The 21,956-nt window shown below is 43.0% G+C and carries 19 protein-coding genes; 12 read left to right on the forward strand and 7 right to left on the reverse strand.

Annotation, left to right across the window (positions count from 1 at the left end; all coding sequences use genetic code 11):
* Positions 1-26 precede the first annotated feature (26 nt).
* Both MKY18_RS02075 and uxaC read left to right on the forward strand, forming a co-directional pair.
* Complete coding sequence (locus MKY18_RS02075; protein WP_106066484.1) at positions 27-1,124, forward strand: Gfo/Idh/MocA family oxidoreductase; 1,098 nt, start codon at positions 27-29, stop codon at positions 1,122-1,124.
* Positions 1,125-1,206: 82 nt separating this feature from the next.
* A complete protein-coding gene (gene uxaC, locus MKY18_RS02080; RefSeq protein WP_342497698.1) occupies positions 1,207-2,631 on the forward strand; it encodes a glucuronate isomerase in 1,425 nt (474 codons plus the stop codon).
* A gap of 182 nt (positions 2,632-2,813) precedes the next feature.
* On the opposite strand, the gene MKY18_RS02085 is transcribed toward uxaC, so the two are convergent.
* Positions 2,814-4,307, reverse strand: a complete 1,494-nt coding sequence (locus MKY18_RS02085) for a peptide MFS transporter (RefSeq protein WP_113768554.1) — start codon at positions 4,305-4,307, stop codon at positions 2,814-2,816.
* A 262-nt stretch (positions 4,308-4,569) separates the two neighbouring features.
* On the opposite strand from MKY18_RS02085, the gene MKY18_RS02090 reads away from it, so the two are divergent.
* The 8 genes from MKY18_RS02090 (at position 4,570) to MKY18_RS02125 (ending at position 13,192) form a co-directional block, all read left to right on the forward strand.
* Positions 4,570-6,354, forward strand: coding sequence for a right-handed parallel beta-helix repeat-containing protein (locus MKY18_RS02090; protein WP_342488026.1), 1,785 nt, complete (start codon positions 4,570-4,572; stop codon positions 6,352-6,354).
* Positions 6,355-6,554: 200 nt separating this feature from the next.
* Positions 6,555-7,880: an LLM class flavin-dependent oxidoreductase gene (locus tag MKY18_RS02095; protein WP_106032984.1), complete on the forward strand. Its 1,326-nt coding sequence runs from the start codon at positions 6,555-6,557 to the stop codon at positions 7,878-7,880.
* Between the two features lie 17 nt (positions 7,881-7,897).
* Positions 7,898-8,401, forward strand: a complete 504-nt coding sequence (locus tag MKY18_RS02100; RefSeq protein WP_340908855.1) for a GNAT family N-acetyltransferase — start codon at positions 7,898-7,900, stop codon at positions 8,399-8,401.
* Between the two features lie 22 nt (positions 8,402-8,423).
* Positions 8,424-9,218 (forward strand): amino acid ABC transporter substrate-binding protein, encoded by a 795-nt coding sequence (locus tag MKY18_RS02105; protein ID WP_113768556.1) that lies wholly within the window; start codon positions 8,424-8,426, stop codon positions 9,216-9,218.
* Positions 9,219-9,242: 24 nt separating this feature from the next.
* A complete protein-coding gene (locus MKY18_RS02110; protein WP_003214174.1) occupies positions 9,243-9,917 on the forward strand; it encodes an amino acid ABC transporter permease in 675 nt (224 codons plus the stop codon).
* Between the two features lie 12 nt (positions 9,918-9,929).
* Positions 9,930-10,676, forward strand: a complete 747-nt coding sequence (locus MKY18_RS02115; RefSeq protein ID WP_044140499.1) for an amino acid ABC transporter ATP-binding protein — start codon at positions 9,930-9,932, stop codon at positions 10,674-10,676.
* Positions 10,677-10,709: 33 nt separating this feature from the next.
* A complete protein-coding gene (locus tag MKY18_RS02120) occupies positions 10,710-11,867 on the forward strand; it encodes an amidohydrolase (RefSeq protein WP_185108315.1) in 1,158 nt (385 codons plus the stop codon).
* Positions 11,858-13,192 carry an MmgE/PrpD family protein gene (locus tag MKY18_RS02125; RefSeq protein WP_185108317.1) on the forward strand — a complete coding sequence of 445 codons (1,335 nt, stop codon included), beginning with the start codon at positions 11,858-11,860 and terminating at the stop codon, positions 13,190-13,192. The genes MKY18_RS02120 and MKY18_RS02125 overlap by 10 nt, the downstream gene beginning before the upstream one ends.
* A 55-nt stretch (positions 13,193-13,247) precedes the next feature.
* Here the strand turns inward: MKY18_RS02125 and MKY18_RS02130 are convergent, their stop codons facing one another.
* From MKY18_RS02130 to MKY18_RS02150, 5 genes are all read right to left on the reverse strand, one after another.
* Complete coding sequence (locus MKY18_RS02130; RefSeq protein ID WP_113768560.1) at positions 13,248-14,093, reverse strand: GAF domain-containing protein; 846 nt, start codon at positions 14,091-14,093, stop codon at positions 13,248-13,250.
* A 164-nt stretch (positions 14,094-14,257) separates the two neighbouring features.
* On the reverse strand, positions 14,258-15,634 hold the full coding sequence (locus tag MKY18_RS02135) for an aspartate kinase (RefSeq protein WP_044140503.1): 1,377 nt from the start codon (positions 15,632-15,634) through the stop codon (positions 14,258-14,260).
* A gap of 173 nt (positions 15,635-15,807) precedes the next feature.
* Positions 15,808-17,241: an MDR family MFS transporter gene (locus tag MKY18_RS02140; protein WP_185108321.1), complete on the reverse strand. Its 1,434-nt coding sequence runs from the start codon at positions 17,239-17,241 to the stop codon at positions 15,808-15,810.
* Between the two features lie 16 nt (positions 17,242-17,257).
* Positions 17,258-18,124, reverse strand: coding sequence for a TetR/AcrR family transcriptional regulator (locus tag MKY18_RS02145; RefSeq protein ID WP_254110916.1), 867 nt, complete (start codon positions 18,122-18,124; stop codon positions 17,258-17,260).
* A gap of 137 nt (positions 18,125-18,261) precedes the next feature.
* Positions 18,262-18,636, reverse strand: coding sequence for a hypothetical protein (locus MKY18_RS02150; RefSeq protein ID WP_185108325.1), 375 nt, complete (start codon positions 18,634-18,636; stop codon positions 18,262-18,264).
* 122 nt (positions 18,637-18,758) lie between these two features.
* Here MKY18_RS02150 and MKY18_RS02155 point away from each other — a divergent pair, with 122 nt between their 5' ends.
* Positions 18,759-19,070: a metalloregulator ArsR/SmtB family transcription factor gene (locus MKY18_RS02155; protein WP_185108327.1), complete on the forward strand. Its 312-nt coding sequence runs from the start codon at positions 18,759-18,761 to the stop codon at positions 19,068-19,070.
* A gap of 30 nt (positions 19,071-19,100) precedes the next feature.
* Here MKY18_RS02155 and MKY18_RS02160 read toward each other — a convergent pair whose 3' ends face one another.
* Complete coding sequence (locus tag MKY18_RS02160) at positions 19,101-20,525, reverse strand: PLP-dependent aminotransferase family protein (protein ID WP_342497699.1); 1,425 nt, start codon at positions 20,523-20,525, stop codon at positions 19,101-19,103.
* A gap of 108 nt (positions 20,526-20,633) precedes the next feature.
* Between MKY18_RS02160 and gabT the strand changes: the two genes are divergently transcribed.
* Positions 20,634-21,950, forward strand: a complete 1,317-nt coding sequence (gene gabT / locus MKY18_RS02165) for a 4-aminobutyrate--2-oxoglutarate transaminase (RefSeq protein WP_342497700.1) — start codon at positions 20,634-20,636, stop codon at positions 21,948-21,950.
* Positions 21,951-21,956 lie beyond the last annotated feature (6 nt).

The following is a 21,956-nucleotide window of genomic DNA, read 5'->3' on the forward strand; positions in this document are numbered from 1 at the left end:
GGAAGCTAGCTAGAGGAGGAACAATCATGCAGAAAAGTGATGGAATGAATTATGCTCCTAAGGGAAAAAGTGCCCCTGTCGTTACAGAAGGACAATTCGTAATAGCAGCTATAGGTCTTGATCATGGACACATCTATGCAATGTGCAATGGATTAACCGAGGCTGGGGCTACATTAAAATGGGTTTATGATAATGATCAGAAAAAAGTACAAGAATTTTGTAAAGCATATCCGGAGGTACAGGTAGCCAAAAGTGAGAAAGAAATTCTCGAAGATCCAGATGTAAGGCTCGTGGCAGGCGCAGCCATTACATCTAAACGCTGTGATTTAGGACTGCGTGTTTTAGATCGTGGTAAGCATTACTTTACGGATAAATCACCATTTACAACGTTAGAACAATTGGAGCTTGCTCGCAAAAAAACAGCTGAAACGGGGCTTAAATGGGCTGTTTATTATAGTGAACGTTTGCACGTGGAGAGTGCCGTATTTGCTGGTCAATTGATTGAACAAGGAGCAATTGGAAAAGTGGTACAAGTTCTTGGAACTGGCCCACATCGTAGTAATGTAGAAAGCAGACCAAGCTGGTTTTTTGAAAAGGAGTATTACGGAGGTATTCTATGTGATATTGGTAGTCACCAAATTGAACAATTCCTTTACTATTCTGGCGCAAAAGATGCAAAAGTTGTACATAGTAAAGTGGGCAATTACAAACATCATCAATATCCAGAATTGGAAGACTTCGGCGATGCTACTTTGATTGCTGATAATGGGGCTACAAACTACTTTAGAGTAGACTGGCTGACTCCTGATGGCCTTAGCACTTGGGGGGATGGGCGCACATTCATTCTTGGAACAGATGGGTATATTGAAATTCGCAAATACGTAGACATAGCAAGGGATAAAATAGGAGACCATTTATACTTAGTAAATCAACATACAGAGCAACATTTTTCTCTAAATGGAGAAGTAGGATTCCCTTACTTTAGTGAACTTATTTTAGATTGTTTAAACGATACTGAAAATGCTATGACTCAAGAACATACTTTTAAAGCCGCAGAACTATGCTTAATTGCACAACGAGACGCAATCTACGTAAATACGGAGTTTGAATTAAGTAAGATCTAAAAAAGTGAGGTGTTATTTTTGTTAATAACACCTTATTTCATTTAATTGAGATTTTCTAAACATAAGTATAGAGGTGACTATATTGTCTACATTCCTAAGCGAAGATATGATGCTTAATCACGAAAGTTCAAAAGTTCTTTATCATGATTACGCGAAAAATATGCCAATCTATGATTTTCATACGCATTTAATGGCTGATGACATTGCTATTAACAAAAAATATGAAGATATGACTGATATTTGGCTTAATGGAGATCACTATAAATGGAGGGCTATGCGATGGTTAGGCGTAGAAGAAAGATTTATCACGGGGAATGCAAGTGACAAGGAAAAATTCTTAGCTTGGGCCCAAACTGTTCCATATACAATAGGAAACCCTCTTTATCATTGGTCACATTTAGAATTAAGTCGTTATTTCAATATAAATGAGTTGTTCTCAGAAAAAAATGCACATAAAGTTTGGGATATCTGTAATGAGAGATTAAATGAAAGTAACATGTCCACAAATGGAATTTTAGAAAAATTTAATGTGAAAGTTGTATGTACTACTGATGATCCAATCGATACTTTAGAAATTCATCAAATCATACGTAAAGATGTAGGAATTACAACTAGGGTCCTACCTACATTTAGACCGGATCATGCTTTAAATATTGAACAATCAAATTTTGTGAATTATATAGAAAAATTAGGTGAGTCAATCAACGGCGTTGTTTTAACATATGAAAACTTTATCGCTTCATTACATTCACGAATTGATTATTTTCACGCGAATGGATGCAGAATTTCTGATCATGGTTTTGAAATATTTCCATTTTCACCAGCTACTGAACAAGAAGTGTCTTCTATATTTGTACGTGCGCTGCAAGGAAAAACACTATCCCAAGAGGATATAAATAAATTTAAAACAAACACTCTTATTCACCTGAGTAAAAAATATCATTCTCTTCATTGGACCATGCAATTACACATAGGTGCTTTAAGGAATAATAACACACGAATGTTCAAGTTAACGGGAAAAGATAGTGGGTACGACTCTATGTCTGACTTCCACCTAGCAAGACATTTAAATGGTTTTTTGAATGACTTAGACAAAGATAACCTTTTACCTAAAACCATTATCTATAATTTAAATCCCGTTCATAATGCTATTGTGGCCTCTACTATAGGGAATTTTCAGTCTTCTGATACCAGAGCAAAAATTCAATTTGGATCCGGGTGGTGGTTTAATGATCAAAAAGACGGCATGCTAGATCAAATGAAAACATTATCTAATATAGGTTTGCTTAGCACTTTCGTAGGTATGCTTACAGACTCAAGAAGCTTTTTATCGTTCCCTCGCCATGAATATTTCAGAAGAATTTTATGTAATTTATTTGGGACTTGGATAGAAAATGGTGAGCTTCCAAGGGATTACGAATTTATAGGAAAAATAGTCAAAGATATTTGTTATAACAATGCCGTGAATTATTTTAACATTGAAATAAATGAGAGACAGTACCAATGAAAACGAATTAATAATACAGTAAGATATTACTTTTATTAACAGATTGATTTAAGTTCTTTTGTTAAATAGTCATTGATATTATTCAATGACTTAGAAACGCAATACATTTTTTTAGGTTAAATGAAGACTGATCATAAATAAAGTAAAAAACTGGACATGATGTACTCATGTCCAGTTTTTTATTAATGAACGCCTTTCATCGCTTTCTTAATCACTGGTGTAAGTAATAGCATCACACCGCATAAAACGATGGCAAGCAATCCGATGATACCGAAATAGACGGTTTCTGGCACTTTATCAAACAGTTTGACCACTTGCGCATTGATCGCCTGTGCCATCGCATTTGAAAGGAACCAAAGGCTCATCGTTTGCGCTGAGAAGGCAGCAGGTGCAAGCTTTGTTGTCGCTGACAGCCCAACTGGTGATAGGCAGAGCTCTCCGATCACGACAAGGAAGAAGCTCAGAACGAGCCATAATGGACTTACAAGTGTATTCGGGCCAGACATGTAGGCAGGAATGATCATGATGATGAAGGATAATCCTGCAAACAGAAGGCCAAGTGAGAACTTAATCGGGGTAGATGGCTGTTTTTTCCCTAGTCTAATCCACAACCAAGCAAACACAGGAGACAAGAGCACAATGAAAATTGGGTTCAATGATTGGAACCATGAAGAGGCAAGTGTCATCCCAAGGAAATTCAAGTTTGTTCGTTGATCTGCATATGTGGCTAGAATGTTTGAGCCTTGTTCTTGAATCGCCCAGAACATCACCGCAGCAAGGAACAATGGAATATAAGCGAGAACCCTGGATTGCTCCACTGGGCTCGTCTTTTTACTGAAATACATGACGATGAAATACACAATCGGAATAAGCACCCCAAGAACACTGACAAACCAAGTGAATAGATTAATCGTAAGAGCGCCAGTTTGAATGCCAATGACGACAAAAACAGCGAGCACAATGGCAATTAATGTTCCGAAAATTTTGAAGTTCTTGCGTTCAGTAGCTGATAACGGATTTGTTACAAAAGTACCGGCAAGACCAAGATTCGGTTTTTTCGTGATCACAAATGTAATCAGTCCAACAAGCATCCCAACGGCAGCAAGTGAGAATCCGAGGTGGAAGTTCACTTTTTGACCGAGTGTTCCGACAATTAATGGGGCAATAAAACCGCCCATGTTGATCCCCATGTAGAAAATACTAAAGCCAGAATCCCTGCGTGGGTCTGTTTTGGAATACAGGTCGCCAACAATGTTTGAAACGTTCGGCTTCAGAAGACCTGTCCCAATAATAATCAGTCCCATACTAATAAAGAGCGCTGTTGCTCCGCTTGGCAAAGCCAAAATGACATGTCCAAGCATAATGAACACCCCGCCATAAAAGACCGTACTGGACGAACCGAATACCCGGTCGGCGAGCCATCCGCCAATAATGCCTGACATATAGACAAGCGCACCGTAGACAGACATGATCGAATTGGCTGTCGTCTGATCAAAACCAAGACCGCCCTTTGTCACCTCTGTGTACATATAGTAAATAAGCAGTGCACGCATGCCGTAATAAGAGAAACGCTCCCAAAATTCAGTGAAAAACAGTGTGTAAAGTCCTTTAGGATGTCCAAAAAACCCTTTTTGAGGAACACTTTTAACAATTTTATCGTGGTCAATTGTAGACATGGCATAGATCCTTTCTTAAAAAAAGAGATATGAGAAAAATGATATTCTTGTATAGTTCTTGTGTCAATATAAAACTATTCTAAAACAGGAAAATGTTAGTTAAATAGGCGTAAAGACTCAAAAAACGAAAAATTCTTTCAAGTAAGAATGGTCAGAAAGTTATATTGGAAGAATTTATTTAAAATTTGAAGGATTGTACAAGCAAACCTTTTACACATGCATAGGATGACAAGAGGACATGTGTGAATAGGAGGGGTTTAGGTTGGGGGAATTGAATGAATCTGATCTAAAAAAGCCTGTTGTCAATGTACAAGATTTTGGTGTGCTGGCGGATGGGAAAACGGACTGTACAGCGAAGCTCAATGAATGCTTACAATGGACGAAAGCACAGGGGTATTCTCACGTCTGGCTGCCGAGCGGAACGTATGTCATCGATGCAGTGTACAGAGGGGATCGATTTTTTCCTTTCCGAGGTGCGGGTATACGTGTGCCAAGTCATATGACCATTGAGATGGCGCCGGATGCCGTGATTAAGGTAAAACCAAATAATTCATGGGGGTATGCGGCCTTTTATATAGGAAAGGTTCAGCATGTGACCATCCGGGGCGGGCGAATCGAAGGAGATCGCCATGAGCATGTGTACAACTTGCTTCCCCCTGAACGAAAAACCCATGAGTGGGGTTTTGGGATATGTATTGAAGGGGCCTCTAATGTGGAAGTGAACCGTGTGCAAATCAAGAATTGTACGGGAGACGGCATTATTGTCAGTCCCCACGGTTTATTATCACAAGCTGAATCATACTCGCCTGCTTCATCTATTCATATTTCCGGCTGCCACATCACAGATTCAAGACGAAACAATATCTCGATTACAGGCTGTGACGGGGTCATTGTGGAGGACTGTCTGCTGGAGAGAGCAGGAGTAAACGGAGTCGAGCCAAGAATGGGCATTGATATTGAAGGCTACGGAGAAAACGCGGTTAATATGGAGGAACCACTGAATATTCAAATTCGAAATAACATTGTAAGAGGTGGTGCCGCAAGCTCCATTTATAACTTCAATGGCTATGGTGTCATCATCGAAGGCAATCATACAGACAGTAGCATCTCCTATGGCTTTGCCACCGAAACAATCATTGCAAACAATTTGATCCGTGCAGTAGGAGGAGGCGTAACAAAAGCAGGAATTACGAGCTTAGGTGTCTCTCTTGATCAATCGGAAAACAATGTGATAATTATCGGTAATATGATTGAAGGGTTTGAAAAAGGGATTGATGTGAGGGGCGACAGTGTTCACATTACAGGGAATAAGATCAGTCTATTTGAAGATGCGGCTTTGTCCGTTTATATGGCGAATCGTATTCTAATAGAAGGAAATCATATTGAATCGGGGACGAATACAGGGCAAAGAAGCGCAGCACTGCGTATCTATCAATCGGATAGCGTCGTCTTTTCAAACAATACCATCTATTCGGTGATCGATGGGGCGATGGTGAGAGGAACGAATATCCTGATCCAGCACAATCAATTCAAAGATTTCAGCAGAGGGATCTGGGTGCAGGATGGAGAAGCTGGAATCAACGGCAATCACTTTATTCAAGAGGGACACCCAGAGCTTGCGTCTTCGTATACGATCAGTGTCACTGGAAATGCAAAGGCTTTCATTTGGCATAATCGCTTTAAGCACTACCAAAACTACGCCGTATACAGTAGCACGACGGGGCCATTAGAAATCAAAGACAATTCCTTTGAAGAATCATCTTTATATGTCGTGATGTATATTAAAAACGGTTCACCACAAATCGGAGATAACCGCTTTTATTTAAATCGTTCGTTCGGACAGCCGACGGCGATCTTTATTGATCAAGCCGCCTCAGCCCGTGTGCTGCGGAATAACATCATTAATTTGTCTCCTCAAAAAGCGATTGCCGTCCGCACCATTTCTTCCACTCATTCCGTGATCGCCCATAACATGCTTGAACGCAGTCAATTGGTGACACATACCACAGACCGGCTCATCGGAAATATTGAAATCGATACACCGTGATGAACGAGTTAAATTTCTGATTTTGGAGGTTCAGAAGGCGGTTGACAATCCTGTAAAAAGGGCATATAGTAATAATTATTTTTCATTTTTCGCAACATTTGCCCTTTTTTTATTGATAAAACCGATTAATTCAATCAGAAAAATGTATCTTCTGAGGACTTCAGTTTGATACAGCAGGATATAGAAAGGATGAAGAACAAGTGTCACAGCCGAAAAGGAAGCTCAAGCTAGGCGTATTCATTGCAGGAACTGGACATCATGTTGCCTCTTGGAGACATCCGAACGCCGTATCAGATGCAGCCATGAACCTTGATTATTTTAAACAATTAGCGAAAAAAGCAGAGGAAGGAAAGCTGGATTTACTCTTTTTAGCTGACAGCTTATCCATTAACCAAACCTCTCATCCGAATGTACTCACGAGATTTGAACCGCTCACCCTGCTTTCATCCATTGCTGAGTCTACTTCATCAATTGGTTTAGCAGCAACAGCATCCACTACATACAGTGAACCTTTCCATATTGCAAGACAGTTTGCCTCCCTTGATCATTTATCAGGCGGAAGAGCGGCATGGAATGTGGTCACATCTTCTATTGAAGAAACAGCGAAAAACTTTAGCGGCGAAGAGCATTTAGCACACCATAAACGATACGAGCGAGCAGAAGAGTTCGTTGAAGTCGTCAAAGGTCTTTGGGATTCTTGGGAGGAAGACGCCCTTGTCAGAAACAAGGAAACGGGAGAATTCTTTGAATCTAGTAAGCTTCATGAGCTCCAGCATAAAGGGGAGTTTTTCTCAGTAAGGGGTCCTCTCAACGTATCACGCACGCCTCAAGGGCAGCCAGTGATCATTCAAGCAGGATCATCCGAAGATGGTCAAAAGCTTGCAGCGAAAACAGCTGAACTCATTTTCACTGCACAAAACGATCTCGAAAAAGCGAAGGAATTTTATCAAAGCTTAAAGGAGAAAGTAGAGGCTGCTGGTCGTGCTAGAGAGGACGTCAGCATCATGCCGGGGATCTTCCCGATTATTGCTGATACAGAGGAAGAAGCCAAAGCGAAATATGAAGAATTACAGGAGCTGATTGTTCCTGAGATTGGGCTGAGCATTCTGCAAAACTACTTAGGTGGGATTGATCTGTCTCAGTATCCTTTAGACGGACCGCTTCCAGAGATTGATCCAAGCACGTCAAATGCGGTGAAAAGCCGTTTTGATCTCGTGATGAATATGGCGAGAAAGGATCACCTGACCATTCGCCAGCTCTATCAATCGGTTGCCGGCTCTCGTGGTCATAATATTTTCATTGGTACACCTCAGCAGCTCGCAGATGTGATGGAAACATGGATCAATGAAGAAGCAGCAGACGGCTTTAACGTCATGCCGCCGCTATTGCCAGAAGGGCTGGACATGTTCGTAGACCGCGTCGTCCCAATCCTTCAGGAAAGAGGCTTATTCAAAACAGAATACACAGGACAAACCTTACGAGAAAATCTAGGATTAACACAGCCAAAAAATCGCTACACGACATAAGGGTGAGGTGACTAACGTTGGGATACACGTTTCGTCTGGCAACAGAGGCAGATATAGAGGCGCTGCTTGAACTGACAACAAGAGCCTATGAGCCAATTCGTGAGCTCGGCATCCAGTTCCAAGCAGCACATGCTGATTTCGCTCTCGTTCAAAAAAATGTACAAAAGAATCTTTGCTATGTGATGGAAGAAAACGGAGAGCTTCTATCTACCTTGACGCTCCGTATGCCTTGGGGAGAACAGCCAGGCCCGTTCGGCGTCCCTCATATTTGGTGGTTTGCCTCAGAACCATCCGCCAAAAAAGGGACAGGCTCTGTCTTGCTGGAATGGGTGGAAACCGAAGTGTTAAGAGATACCTTGAAGGTGCCATACGTATCTCTTGGTACAGCTGATAAGCATCCGTGGCTCATAGACATGTATGAGCGCAAAGGCTACGTCAGAGCAGGAGAAAAGGATTTAGGCAAGGGTCACATCACGGTTTATTTTAAAAAACAACTAAGGTCAGATATCACACAACCATAAGAGGAAAGAAGGGTATACGATCATGAAAAACAAAAAGTGGCTAGTCGTTCTATTTGCAGCAATGTTGGCAGTTTTAGCAGCTTGCGGCGGTAACAATCAGAGTGAAGGCAAAGACGAAAAAGTGTTGAAAGTAGGTGCCACAGGGCAAAGCTATCCGTTTGCTTATAAAGACAATGGCAAGCTTGTTGGCTTCGATGTCGAAGTAACTGAAGCCATCGCAAAAAAACTAGGCTACAAACTAGACTGGCAGCTGAGTGAATTCAGCGGACTCATGGGGCAGCTGACATCTGGTAAGCTGGATACAGTGTCAAACCAAGTCGCAGTCACAGATGAGCGTAAACAAACGTTTAACTTTACTGATACGTACGCTTACGCAGGAACACAAATCATCGTGAAAAAGGACAACAACGACATCAAAGGTCTTGATGATTTAAAAGGAAAAACAGTGGCCGCGGTTCTTGGCTCTAACCACGCCAAAAACTTAGAGAGCAAAGATCCGGACAAAAAAATCAATATTAAAACATATGAAACGCAAGACGGTGTCTTAAATGAAGTGGCAAATGGCCGTGTAGATGCTTATGTCAACGGACGCAGTGTATTACTTGCTCAAATTGAAAAAACAGGTCTGCCTCTCAAAATCGTTGGCAACCCAATTGTGTATGAAGAAGTAGGCTACCCATTTGCCAAAGATAAAAAGCATGACAAGCTAAGAGAAGAATTTAACAAAGCGATCAAAGAATTAAGAGAAGACGGGACACTTAAGAAATTGTCTGAGAAGTATTTCAAAGACGATGTCACAGTGCCAATTAAAAAATAACGACAGCGGCGGTGAAGAGCAGACATGAACAAAATTGATTGGCAGTATATGGTGACGGTTTTTCCGACATTGATCCAATACTTGCCGATAACGATCTTCATGGCGATTGTCTCCATGGTATTTGCCATTATCATTGGTGTGGTATTCGCTCTCATTACGAAAAACCGGATACCTGTTTTATACCAATTTGCCAAGCTGTATATTTCTTTTTTCAGAGCGGTTCCAACCTTGGTTCAGCTCTTTCTCATTTATTTTGGTCTTCCGCAGCTATTCCCTGCGATGACCTCAATGGATGCCCTAACAGCGGTCATTATCGGATTAAGTATTAAAAACTCAGCATACTTAGCAGAAATTTTCAGAGCGGCCCTTAATTCTGTAGATGAAGGGCAACTGGAAGCTTGTCTATCTGTCGGCATGACAAGATGGCAGTCTTACGTGAGAATTATTTTCCCGCAGGCAATTAGAAATGCCATTCCAGCAACGGGAAATACCTTTATCGGTCTTTTAAAAGAAACATCTCTTGCCTTTACGATTGGTGTGGCAGAAATGTTTGCACAAGGGAAGATGATTGCGTCGGCGAACTATAAATACTTTGAAACCTATTTAGCTGTAGGGATTGTGTATTGGGTGATGACCATCATTTATAGCTTCCTTCAAGACCTATTTGAACGAAAAATTAGCAAACCTTACCGGAATTAAGGAGGTGTGGACATGATCAAGCTCACCAATTTGAAGAAATCATTCGGCGACCTTGTCGTCTTAGACGGAATCAATCTCGATGTGCAAAAAGGGCAGGTTGTGGCCATTATCGGACCTTCTGGCTCCGGTAAATCCACCTTGCTGCGCTGCTTAAATTTATTAGAAATACCAGATGAAGGCACGATTGAAATTGGCGATGCGAAGCTCGATGCGTCTAAATATACACGAAAAGAAGCCCATCACCTGCGTCAACAAACGGCCATGGTGTTTCAAAACTATAATTTATTTAAAAACAAGACAGCACTGCAAAATATCACAGAATCACTGCTTGTGACGAAAAAAATGACGAAGCAGCAGGCAAATGAGATAGGAATGAAGCTGCTGAAGCAGGTAGGATTAGAGCAAAAGGCTGACAGCTATCCAGTCACGTTATCTGGCGGACAGCAGCAGCGAATCGGGATTGCCCGCGCATTAGCGGTTGATCCACATGCGATTTTACTCGATGAACCAACGTCAGCGCTTGATCCAGAGCTTGTCTCAGGTGTGCTTCAAGTCATTAAGTCCATTGCGATTCAAGAAACAACGATGATCATCGTCACACACGAAATGACGTTTGCTAGAGAAGTGGCAGACCATGTGATTTTCATGGCGGATGGTCATATTATTGAACAGGGCACACCAACTGAGCTATTTGATGAAACGAAGAATGAACGGACAAAACGATTTATTCAAAAAGAAGCAGCGGCTGAAGAAGCATAAGCTGCTTTTTACTCTTTAGAGGGGTGAGTATCAGTGAAATCATTAGGAAATGATGCTTTAAACAAACGTTTAATTAACATTCGCCGAGCGCTTCATGAGCATCCAGAGCTGGCATTTGAAGAACATGAAACGACTAAAAAACTGCGCGGCTGGTTAGAAGAAGAAGGAATTACCGTACTCGATTTTCCAGCTCTTCAAACAGGTGTTGTCTGTGAAATCAAAGGAGAACAAGAGGGGCCAACGATTGCCCTGAGGGCTGATATTGATGCACTTCCGATTGAAGAAGCATCTGGCGAACCATTTTCCTCAAAGGTACCGGGGAAAATGCATGCTTGCGGTCATGATTTTCATACAGCTTCTATCTTTGGAGCGGCTCTTTTATTAAAAGAACGGAAACACGAGATCAAAGGAACGGTCCGCATTTTGTTCCAGCCGGCTGAGGAAGTCGCGCAAGGAGCGAAACATGTCATAGAGGCAGGCGTTTTAGATGGAGTGGATGCGATTTTTGGTATGCACAACAAACCTGACCTGCCAGTTGGCACTATAGGCATTAGAGAAAAAGCGTTGATGGCAAGTGTAGACCGGTTTGAAATCAATATTAAAGGAACGGGTGGTCATGCAGGTATTCCGAATCATACGGTGGACCCGATTGCCATCAGCGGGCAGATCACAAGTGCTCTTCAGCAAATTGTCAGCCGCCGCATCAGCTCATTGCATCATGCAGTCGTCAGTATCACACGCATTCAAGGCGGTACATCATGGAATGTGATTCCTGATCGTGTTGAGATGGAAGGAACCGTTCGGACGTTTGAGCCTGAAGTGAGAGCGATGATTCCCGATCTCATGAAACAAATCGTGAGTGGGATTGCCGAGGGATTTGGGGCGAAAGGTGATGTGAGATGGCATCCGTATTTGCCTTCTGTGTTAAATGACGATCGTTTGACAAAGGTGGTCGAAGAAGCGGCAGGTGCGCTGGATCTCACAGTAGTTCAGGCAGAGCAGTCACCGGGCGGAGAAGATTTTGCCCTTTATCAAGAACACATTCCAGGCTTTTTCGTATGGATGGGGACAAGCGGTACGGAGGAATGGCATCACCCTGCCTTTACGTTAAATGAAGGCGCACTCCCTGTTGCCGCTGCCTTCTTTGCCGAGCTTGCTGTTCGGGCATTGGAGTCACGATCATGGAACTAACAAAACAACTGGCAGAGGCTGTACTGTCTGCTCATCCACTTCAAGATCAGCGGGCGGTAGAAATGGCTAGAAATGGTCTGTTAGATGCTGCGGCAGCAGCGCTTGCTGCGAAAGAGGATGAAGGAATTCAAAAGCTCATGGCACTGGTGGAACAAGAAGGCGGAGCAGCTCAAATTCCTGTCATTGGACAAGGGAAGAAGGTCAGCCGTCAATCCGCAGCCATGCTGAACGGCTACCTGATCCACGCCCTTGATTATGATGATGTGCATTCAGATGTGAGAGGGCATCCGAGTGCGGTGATCATCCCAGCATTGCTTTCACAGCTGACAGACGGTCAAGGGTATGGCGATCGATTTTTAGCAGCCTACATCACAGGCGTTGAAGTGATGGCAAGGCTTGGCGAATCCATCGGCAAGGCGCATTATGAACGGGGCTGGCATAATACCGGAACCCTCGGAGCCATTGCGGCAGTATGTGCCATTGGGTATTTAAAAAAGGTTTCGCAGGAAGAGCTGATGAAGGCAATCGGCTTTGCTGGAGCGCAATCTGCTGGAATGCGAAAGCAATTCGGCTCTGATATGAAACCATTACAAGCCGGCTTAGCGGCTAGAACAGCCGTCTGGTCTATGGACTTAGCTTGTTCAGGTTTTGGCGGGAATGAATCGGTTCTTGATGGTGCGCTCGGTTTCTTTTCTCTCTATGGAGATCAGGAGCGTGCGGAAAGTCGTTTACTAGAGGGGTATGGTACAACGTGGCGTATTGTCTCGCCAGGGCTATGGTTCAAAGTATACCCGTTCTGTTCAGCTGCGCATCATGCAGCCGATGCGATCCTAGCATTAATGAAAGAGCGTACTTTCTTACCGGAGCAGGTGAAACAAGTAGATGTCCTATTCCCGCCTGGCGGAGATGCAGCGCTTATTGAGCGGGCACCTTCGACTGGAGAAGAAGGACGATTCAGTGTTGAATATGTGATCGCACTTGCCGTGTATGGACAGACGCTAACGCTGGATCACTTTACGAAAAAAACCATTCCATCACACATGCGCACATGGATGAAGCGGGTGATTAGAGAATATGATCAAACGATAGAACCCCATCCAGACGCTGTCCCGAAAGGTCGCTTTACGATTGTGAAGCTTACCTTATCTGATGGCACCATCATCAGCAAACGAGTCGATATTCCGCGCGGAGCACCAGGCCATGCACTATCGAAAGAAGACATCATGCAAAAATTAAACAGTGTCACAGACGCATCACATGCACAGAAGGTTTCACAAGTTATTGAAGACGGAAACGATTCTTCTTATTTGCAGCAGTTGGCATGATTTAAAAAGAAGAAAAAGGGCTAAAATTTATTTAGCCCTTTTTGAGTATCATTTCTTATTCCATTTTGGTAAACGTCAAGCCAATATGAGCAAGTGCCTGCGGCAAGTCCTTCCGAATGGTGATGTCTTTAAATGAAATATTCGATTGAATCGCACTTAAAGCAAGGTCTTGCTTAATCCCTGTTAGAACAGCTGAAATCCCTAAAAGTCTCAGCGTTTGTGCATAGCTGACCAAATATTGAATGCTCTGTTCATTCAGGCGTTTTGTTCCCGATACATCAATGACCAAATGAGAGAGCGACAGCCTATAGCTTTCCTGTAAAATGGTTTCTAATATATGCTGAGCACGTGTCTCTTCGATATCACCTAGGAGAGGAAGCACGGCAACACCGTCAACAACTGGGACGATCGGTACAGATAATTGCTGAATCTGCCGGTTGGCACGGTCTAATTCAAGGACATAGCTTAATAGAGAAGCCATCGTTTCAAACATATGCACATGCTCTTCTGTGAATTGCTGCGGTCTTAGATCAAGCCCGCAAATCGTTCCGTAGTTCGTACCATCTGTAAAATCAATCGGCACTCCGATGAATGATCCGCCTTGAAGACGTTTCGTGACTTCTAAGTATTTAGAACGATCATCCAATGATATATCAGGGATCACAAGCGTATCCTGATGATCGACCGCCAGCTTGCAAAATGTCTTCTCGTAAGGAATTTCTTCTCCTTCTTCAAGAAGCTGCTCGTCATGATTTAGCACCTTGACAATCTGATTGGTGGTTTGATCGTTTTTAGCAATAAACAGTGTATTCACATCAGTGAACTGACTCATCATATTTAGAATACTCGTAGAAGCATCATGAAAATTGCGAAACTGTTTTAATAGTTGTTGACGAGGCATTGTTTTAGGACTCCTTGTAGCTCCGATCATAGGCCGGAACAATAGTTGGTTTGTCTCTATCATACAAAATCAAACGAGAAATAGATATACTTTAATGCGCGAATCCATGTGAATCGGGTGAGAACAAAAAAGACTACTGATCCTAAGATCTGGCAGCCTGCTGATTAAAGAGAGACAGGGACGGTAGACATAGAGAAAAATTCCTCATACAACGCTTGAACGGCTTCTTTTTCTTGAGCCGCTTTGACGCCAAACATCATGCTGACCTCTGAAGATCCTTGATTGATCATTTCAATATTGACCTTCGCTTTTGACAGCGCCTTTGCTGCTCTTGCTGTGGTGCCAACATTGTGACGCATCGCTTCTCCTACAACCATAATGAGGGAGAGATTCGGCTCTAATACGACCTCATCTGCATCAAGCACAAGCTTTAAGCGATCGAGTAGCTCTTGTTCAATATGCTGCTCCTCCAGTTGATCCTGCCTTAAAATAATGTTCATATCATCAATGCCAGAAGGGACGTGCTCATACGTAAGCCCATATTCCTCTAGCGTTTGCAGCACCTTACGCCCAAAACCGACTTCTCGGTTCATCAAATATTTGCTAATATAAATGCTGCAAAATCCGCTGTCTGAAGCGATTCCGACAACGGGTCCATTTGTATGATCCCGCTGGTTCACAATTTTTGTGCCTTTTGCCGAGGGATTATTGGTGTTCTTAATCTGTACTGGAATGCCTGCACGGAAGGCCGGAATGAGTGCTTCATCATGGAACACGGAAAAACCAGCATAGGATAGCTCGCGCATTTCCCGGTACGTTAGCTCTGTAATCTCCTTCGGCTCATGAACGATCGTTGGATTGACAGCATAGACAGCATCCACATCTGTAAAGTTTTCATACACATCTGCCTTCAAACCATTTGCCAAAATCGAGCCGGTAATATCGGAGCCGCTGCGAGAAAAGGTGACGATATCTCCCGATAGATTAAAGCCAAAAAAGCCAGGGAAGATGATGATGCCAGAGCGCTCTCTTAATTTGTACAAATGATCGTATGACTCCGGAAGGACTTGCGCTTGACCAGGCTCATCGCTCACAAATAAACCGGCTTCCTTTGGGTTCACATAGTGAGCTTCGACACCTTGATAGCGGAAATAGGCGGCAATGAGCTTTGCGTTATTGTCTTCACCGCTTGCCTTGATGGCATCAAGATATCGCTCAGGATGAGACGTATCAGCCTGCAAGAGGGCATCTAGATCTTGCCGGATGGTGCCAATCACGTCATGACTTAACCCGAGTTCATCCGCAATCGAGGCATACCGCTTGATGACGGCTTCCTGTAAATCGTGTGCTTCGCCTAAACGTAAATATTGCTCACCACAGCTAATTAATAGATCGGTGACCTTCGTATCCGTTGAATGCCGTTTTCCTGGTGCGGAAACAACGACTGCTTTTCGAGCTGGATCTGCTGTTACAATGTCAAATACCTTTTGCAGCTGCTTGCCAGAGGCAAGTGAACTGCCACCAAATTTAACGACCTTCAATGCATACATCTCCTATAGTAAAAATTTTCTCACAAATTGAATAGTTCCTATTATCAACTCTTTTCTTTATATTATCAAGGTTTTTCTTCACTAGAAATACAAATGTGTTTTAGGGGAGGACGATATAGCGTGAGTATATGAAAAAAGAGCCGGCCATATGCCGACTCTTATTCTTATGAAGAAGATGAGGAGGAAGATAGCTCCTGTTTCATCACTTTATTCTCGCGTTTTTCCTTTAAGAAAAAGGAGAGGACAAGCCCAAGGACCGCAATCAAACCAGACACGATAAATGATGTGTTCATGCCGTGAACGGCTGATTTTAATGGACTGGCCAAATCTGCATTTGCAGCAGAGCTGCTCATGATGGAGACAAGCACTGCCGTCCCAATGGAACCACCCACTTGTCTCATCGTGTTATTCATCGCTGTCCCATGCGGGATCAAATGAGGCGGTAAAGAGTTAATACCTGCTGTTGTCAGCGGCATCATGATCATCCCAACCCCAATTAAGCGCAGTGTGTAAGCGACCGTAATGAGGGCGATGGATGAATCAAGGGTGAGCAGCATAAATGGCAAGGTTGTCACGGTAAGTATCGTAAACCCGCCTAATGCCAGCCCTTTTCCGCCGACTTTATCAAAAATCCGTCCAATAATTGGTGAGAGGAGTCCCATAAAGAGAGCACCTGGCAGTAAGATAAGCCCTGTATCAAGAGCAGACAATCCTCTAACATTCTGCGTATAGAGCGGCAGAATCGTCTCTGTCCCAATCAATAAAGCAAAGACAAGCATCCCAAGGAAGGTCGTTAAGCTAAAGATCGCAAACTTAAAGACACCAAATTCAAGCATCGGTCTTGTCAAATTCGACTGGCGTAGAATAAAGAAGAACAAGCTCACAGCGCCGACAATCAGTGATATGAGGACGGTGGCACTCGTCCAGCCATATGTGCCAACACTAGAAAATCCGTAAAGCAGCCCGCCGAAACCGAAGGACGACAAGATGACAGATAAAACATCAATACGTGCCTCTCTTTGTTGCGTTACATTTTTCATTAAGAAGAAAGCAAGAATAAGATCAATGATACCGATTGGCAGAACAATATAGAACAAGAACTTCCAGCTGAAGGAATCAACAATCCAGCCGCCAAGTGTCGGTCCAAGAGCTGGTGCGAAAGATATGACAAGTCCGACCATGCCCATTGCCTGACCCCGTTTTTCTTTCGGGAAAATGGTTAAAAAGATCGTTTGCATCAGCGGCATTAAAATCCCTGCGCCAGCTGCCTGCACAATACGCGCTGCAAGTAATACAGGGAAATTCGTTGCGAATGAAGCAAGAATGGTACCGGCTGTAAAGATACTAAGCGCTGTTAAAACTAAAGAACGGCTTGAAAATTTCTCAATTAAGAAAGCCGTGATCGGGATGAGAATCCCGTTTGTCAGCATAAAGGCAGTTGTGAGCCACTGTCCTTTGCTGACATCAATATTGAATTCCTCCATGATATGTGGGATCGCTGGAATGAGTAGCGTTTGGTTTAAAATCGCGACGAATGCCCCAACGAGGAAAATCCCCACAATCACAGATCGATTATACGATGTTGTAGATTGGTTCATGTTATCCCTTCTTTATCTATAAGATGATGCTTTTCAGCTGTGACACGTTTTGTGATAAAACGCTGCTTTTGCCTAAATAATCGAGTAGTGAACTGATTAAAAAGGTTCTCGGTTGGTCCTTTGATAATTCTTCACTTAGCAGTTCAAACGCAGAGAGGAGATCGTCCTTTTCTTCCCCGTTTGACAGTGTGTGAAGCTCTTGTTTGATCTTTGTTAAGTACGAGATGACAAGCTTTTCTTCATCATATTCGTCCTGTGTGGAAAGCAAATAAGAGTCCATCAGCTGATCTGTTAGCACAGGCTCAATAGAGCAAGGCTTTTTCGACACACGGTCCATCACGCCGATAATCATTTCTGCGGCATTTTCTAATTGGATGTTCTTGCGCTCGATGGCCAGCATTAAGATGAATTCTCTCATTAATCCGTTGAGAACAATCACAAGATCCCAGACGTAAGGCGCAACAGATTCACCATATGTGCTTAAAATAATGTCTCTGTGCCGCTGCATGATAATGGAGCGTGTCTCACGTAAATGCTTAATCACAATGGGTGAATGCTGTGAAAAAGCTTCAAAGGACAGCATATTCAAAAATTTATGATTCTCTTTAAACTCTTCAAGCTCAAGCTTGATCTTCTTTGTGAATTTTTCCTTTTTGGACAGCGTTGTTTCTGAATGAATGATTTGAGAAATCTCTCTCATTTTGCACTGATTGTATTTAATCAGTTCTAATAGAAGAGCTTCCTTTGAATCAAACAGTTTATAAATAGACGCTTTTGATATTTTACAGGCATCGGCAATTGACTGCATGGAGACACTCATATAGCCTTTTTGAGAGAATAATTTCTTTGAAACTCGCAAAATCTCTTCTTGCTTTTCGTTCATCTTCATAAGTCCTTTCCGATTCGGCAAAACCATATGGTCACAATGGAAACCGAGTGGTCACTTTTGCAATGATAACAAAACCAATGACCTATGACAAGAAAAGAAACTTAAAAAACACCTATCTTATGACAGGTGTTTTATCCTTCCGCATGTGCGGCATATATGATGATTTGACCGTTAAGTTCGGCGATCAAAAGGTCTTTTCGCTCCTTTACAGAGTAAATCGCTGTCCCTTTTTTCAGCTGGGAAGCTGTGCCGTGATTAAAATGTTCGGCAGCTGTTTTCTGAATCACACCTAATTGCTGATCTTTAGTGACGGTTAGTTGATAGGTCCAATCTACATTTGCTTCATAGACAGTTTCTTCCCATTGAAATAAATCTGCCTGTTCATCGAGAGCTAATAACTCTTCTGCACTAGGTGGTTTAGAATCGGCATACCGAACGGATTGGCATCCACATAAGCAAATGGCGAGTAACATCATACATAAGTAAGTCCAGATCTTTCGTGTCAAATGAGGTCCTTCCCTTCAAGAAAGCTATTATATGGTCATAGTCGTTTCCGAAGGATGTATCGTTACTTTTTGAGGCGAGTAAGGAGATTGTATGTTGGCACAAAATACGATACATTTATCGTATGAATAATCCAATCCATCCAACCCAAGAAGACATGAGACTGATTTCTGTGATGCACGCATTGGCCGATCCAATCCGGTTAGAAATTGTCCGCTGCTTAGCAGAAGCAGGCGAGAGGACATGTGGCACGTATGAAATGAATATTGCCAAATCCACGCTTTCTCATCACTTCAAAGTGCTGAGGGAGGCAGGCATCGTGAAAGTGAGAATTGACGGAAAACACCGCTACTATTCTTTAAGAACAGAAGACATCGAAACCGCTTTTCCTGGACTCGTGTCATCCATTTTAGCCGTAGATAAAGAGCGGTGGTAAGCCAGCTGTCTAGTAAAGCAGCTGGCTGTTTTATTTTCCATAAATCGACTCATACAGTCGTTTTACCGTCGGCTCAATATCCTCTGGCCGCATATGAGAGAAGCCGAGGACGAGCGGAACAAAGCCTTCCTGATGCCCCGGTAATTGCTCATCAAGGGTAAAACGGTCCATCCCATACATTTTCAGCTTTTTTTCTTTGGCACGCTGTAAAATCTCATGCTGCGTGCGGTTTGAGCGGAACTCTGCGATAAAATGAAGTCCAGCATTTTCCCCAATAATCCGTACATTGTCAGCAAAAACCGTGTCGAGCTCTTCAATGAGCTGCTTCCGCTTTTCCTCATATAAACCATTCATTTTTTTAATATGCCGCTGATACGCCCCATCCTTTATAAAATGAAGAAGGGTGTATTGTGTAAAAAGGTTGGCCGTTTGAATGAAGAAGTGCTGTTCTTCCTTATAGCGTCTCAATAAATGCTGCGGGAGCACCATGTAGCTTAGCCTTAAGCCTGGCAGCAATGATTTTGAAAAGGTCCCCATATAAATGACTTTGTCATATCGATCCAAACTTTGCAGCGCTGGAATGCTGTCAGTCCCATACTTGAATTCACTGTCATAATCATCCTCAATGATATAACGGTCATGCTCATCGGCTGCCCAGTTTAAGAGCTGAATTCGCCGGGAAATTGGCATAATCACCCCTGTTGGGAATTGATGTGAAGGGGTAATGATCAACACATTCGGCTCTTTCTTCTGAATGTCACTCATCCGCACTCCTTTTTGATCAATGCCAATCGTTTCAATTCGGTGATGATTGTTTTTTAGCATTTGATAGAGCCGGCGATAGCCAGGGTTTTCTAACCCGTATACTTGATCGGCTGGAAGAATGCTTGATAACGAATGGATAAGTGACTGCGTGCCTGCACTTAAAATGAGCTGTTCTGGATAGCATTTGACGCCTCTTGCCAGCCCGATTAACCGGGCAATCGTTTCCCGAAGCTCGTACACACCTTGTGGATGCGGAAGCTCGCCAAACGCTTCTTGGTGGAGGCTGATCGCCTTTTGTTCACTTTTCAACCAGCTTTTAAAGGGAAAATGAGTGGTATCGACTGAGATATGTGAAAAGGAATACCAATCGTCTCGTGCAATCGGCTCTTCCTTTAAATCTGCTGGAAGGGAAGAGGGTTTCAGCTGACCTGATTCATGAAACGTTTCTAGTGACTCCACAAAAAATCCTTTCCGTTCAACCGAATATAAATATCCCTCGGCAAGCAGCTGCTGATACGCGCCATTCACTGAATTCACGCTGACGTTTAATGCATCGGCTAATTCTCGTTTGGATGGTAATTGATCGTGCGGCTGAAGGTTTCGATTTAAAATTTCACCTTTAATTTTCGTATAAATTTGATGATAAATATATCCGTTTGCCCCTGTTTGATCTAGTTGAATTGTCAGCATCTCGTCATTCCTTCCTCTCTGGTACCATGAAAAAAATGATATTGGTACTTTCTATCATACCAAAAAATATTCAGAATAATAAAAAAGACATAAAGGGGATGGATGACAATGAGTCAAACGACAACAAACCGTTTTTCAACAGAGGAATGGCAGGGGAAAAGAGATCAATACGTCGCAAGAGGCGTGAGTAATGGCAACCGTCATATTGCAGCAAAGGGGAAGGGGGCCGAGCTGTTCGATATCGATGGGAAACGTTTTATCGATTTTGCTGGCGCAATTGGTACGTTAAATGTAGGGCATTCACATCCAAAGGTTGTGGAAGCCGTCAAAGCACAGGCAGACAGTCTGATCCACCCAGGATTCAACGTGATGATGTACGAATCGTATATCGAATTGGCAGAGAAGCTATGCCGCCTCACACCAGGCGACCATGACAAGAAAGCCATTTTCCTTAATTCAGGTGCAGAAGCTGTTGAAAATGCGGTGAAAATTGCACGTAAATATACGAAAAGACAGGCCGTTGTCTCGTTTACAAGAGGCTTCCACGGCAGAACGAATATGACGATGAGCATGACGAGCAAGGTCAAGCCATATAAATTTGGGTTCGGACCATTTGCGTCAGAGGTGTATCAAGCGCCATACCCGTATTACTATCAGAAGCCAGAAGGATTAAGCGATGCAGCCTACGATGAGTACATCATTGATCAATTCAACCAATTCTTCGTCGCTACCGTTGCACCAGAAACCGTTGCGTGTGTGGTCATGGAGCCAGTCCAAGGGGAGGGCGGGTTCATTGTACCATCGAAACGTTTTGTTCAGCATGTCGCTTCATTCTGTCAGCAGCACGGGATTGTCTTTGTAGCAGATGAAATCCAAACAGGTTTTGCAAGAACAGGAAAATATTTTGCGATTGAGCACTTTGATGTGGTGCCTGACTTAATCACGGTGTCAAAATCTCTTGCTGCTGGGTTGCCGCTAAGCGGTGTCGTCGGCAGAAAAGAACTGCTTGATGCGGCAGATCCAGGGGAATTAGGGGGAACGTATGCAGGAAGTCCATTAGGCTGTGTGGCAGCACTAGCGGTTCTTGATATTATTGAAACAGAACAACTGAATCAACGATCTGAGCACATCGGACAAGTCATTGAGGAGAAAGCAAATGATTGGAGAACTACGTATCCATTCATTGGGGAAGTCCGCCGGTTAGGGGCAATGGCGGCAATTGAAATTGTGGAAGATCAAACTACGCGTACACCAGATAAGAAAACAGCCGCAGCGATTGCAGCATATGCAAATGAGCATGGGCTGCTCTTATTAACGGCGGGGATTAATGGGAATATTATTCGCTTCTTAACACCACTTGTCATCACAGCTGAGCTGCTTCACGAAGGACTAGGGATCATCGAGGACGCCTTCAAAGCACGCTAAACAACA

The organism is Bacillus sp. FSL R7-0672 (assembly GCF_038601465.1).
Taxonomy (GTDB): Bacteria; Bacillota; Bacilli; order Bacillales; family Bacillaceae; genus Bacillus; species Bacillus pumilus.

Coding starts and splice junctions, on each gene's coding strand:
- MKY18_RS02075 (WP_106066484.1), top strand. CDS start 27: ATGCAGAAAAGTGATGGAATGAATTATGCTCCTAAGGGAAAAAGTGCC.
- MKY18_RS02085 (WP_113768554.1), bottom strand. CDS start 4,307: ATGTCTACAATTGACCACGATAAAATTGTTAAAAGTGTTCCTCAAAAA.
- MKY18_RS02105 (WP_113768556.1), top strand. CDS start 8,424: ATGAAAAACAAAAAGTGGCTAGTCGTTCTATTTGCAGCAATGTTGGCA.
- MKY18_RS02110 (WP_003214174.1), top strand. CDS start 9,243: ATGAACAAAATTGATTGGCAGTATATGGTGACGGTTTTTCCGACATTG.
- MKY18_RS02115 (WP_044140499.1), top strand. CDS start 9,930: ATGATCAAGCTCACCAATTTGAAGAAATCATTCGGCGACCTTGTCGTC.
- MKY18_RS02125 (WP_185108317.1), top strand. CDS start 11,858: ATGGAACTAACAAAACAACTGGCAGAGGCTGTACTGTCTGCTCATCCA.
- MKY18_RS02130 (WP_113768560.1), bottom strand. CDS start 14,093: ATGCCTCGTCAACAACTATTAAAACAGTTTCGCAATTTTCATGATGCT.
- MKY18_RS02140 (WP_185108321.1), bottom strand. CDS start 17,241: ATGAACCAATCTACAACATCGTATAATCGATCTGTGATTGTGGGGATT.
- MKY18_RS02145 (WP_254110916.1), bottom strand. CDS start 18,124: ATGAACGAAAAGCAAGAAGAGATTTTGCGAGTTTCAAAGAAATTATTC.
- MKY18_RS02155 (WP_185108327.1), top strand. CDS start 18,759: ATGAATAATCCAATCCATCCAACCCAAGAAGACATGAGACTGATTTCT.
- MKY18_RS02160 (WP_342497699.1), bottom strand. CDS start 20,525: ATGCTGACAATTCAACTAGATCAAACAGGGGCAAACGGATATATTTAT.
- gabT (WP_342497700.1), top strand. CDS start 20,634: ATGAGTCAAACGACAACAAACCGTTTTTCAACAGAGGAATGGCAGGGG.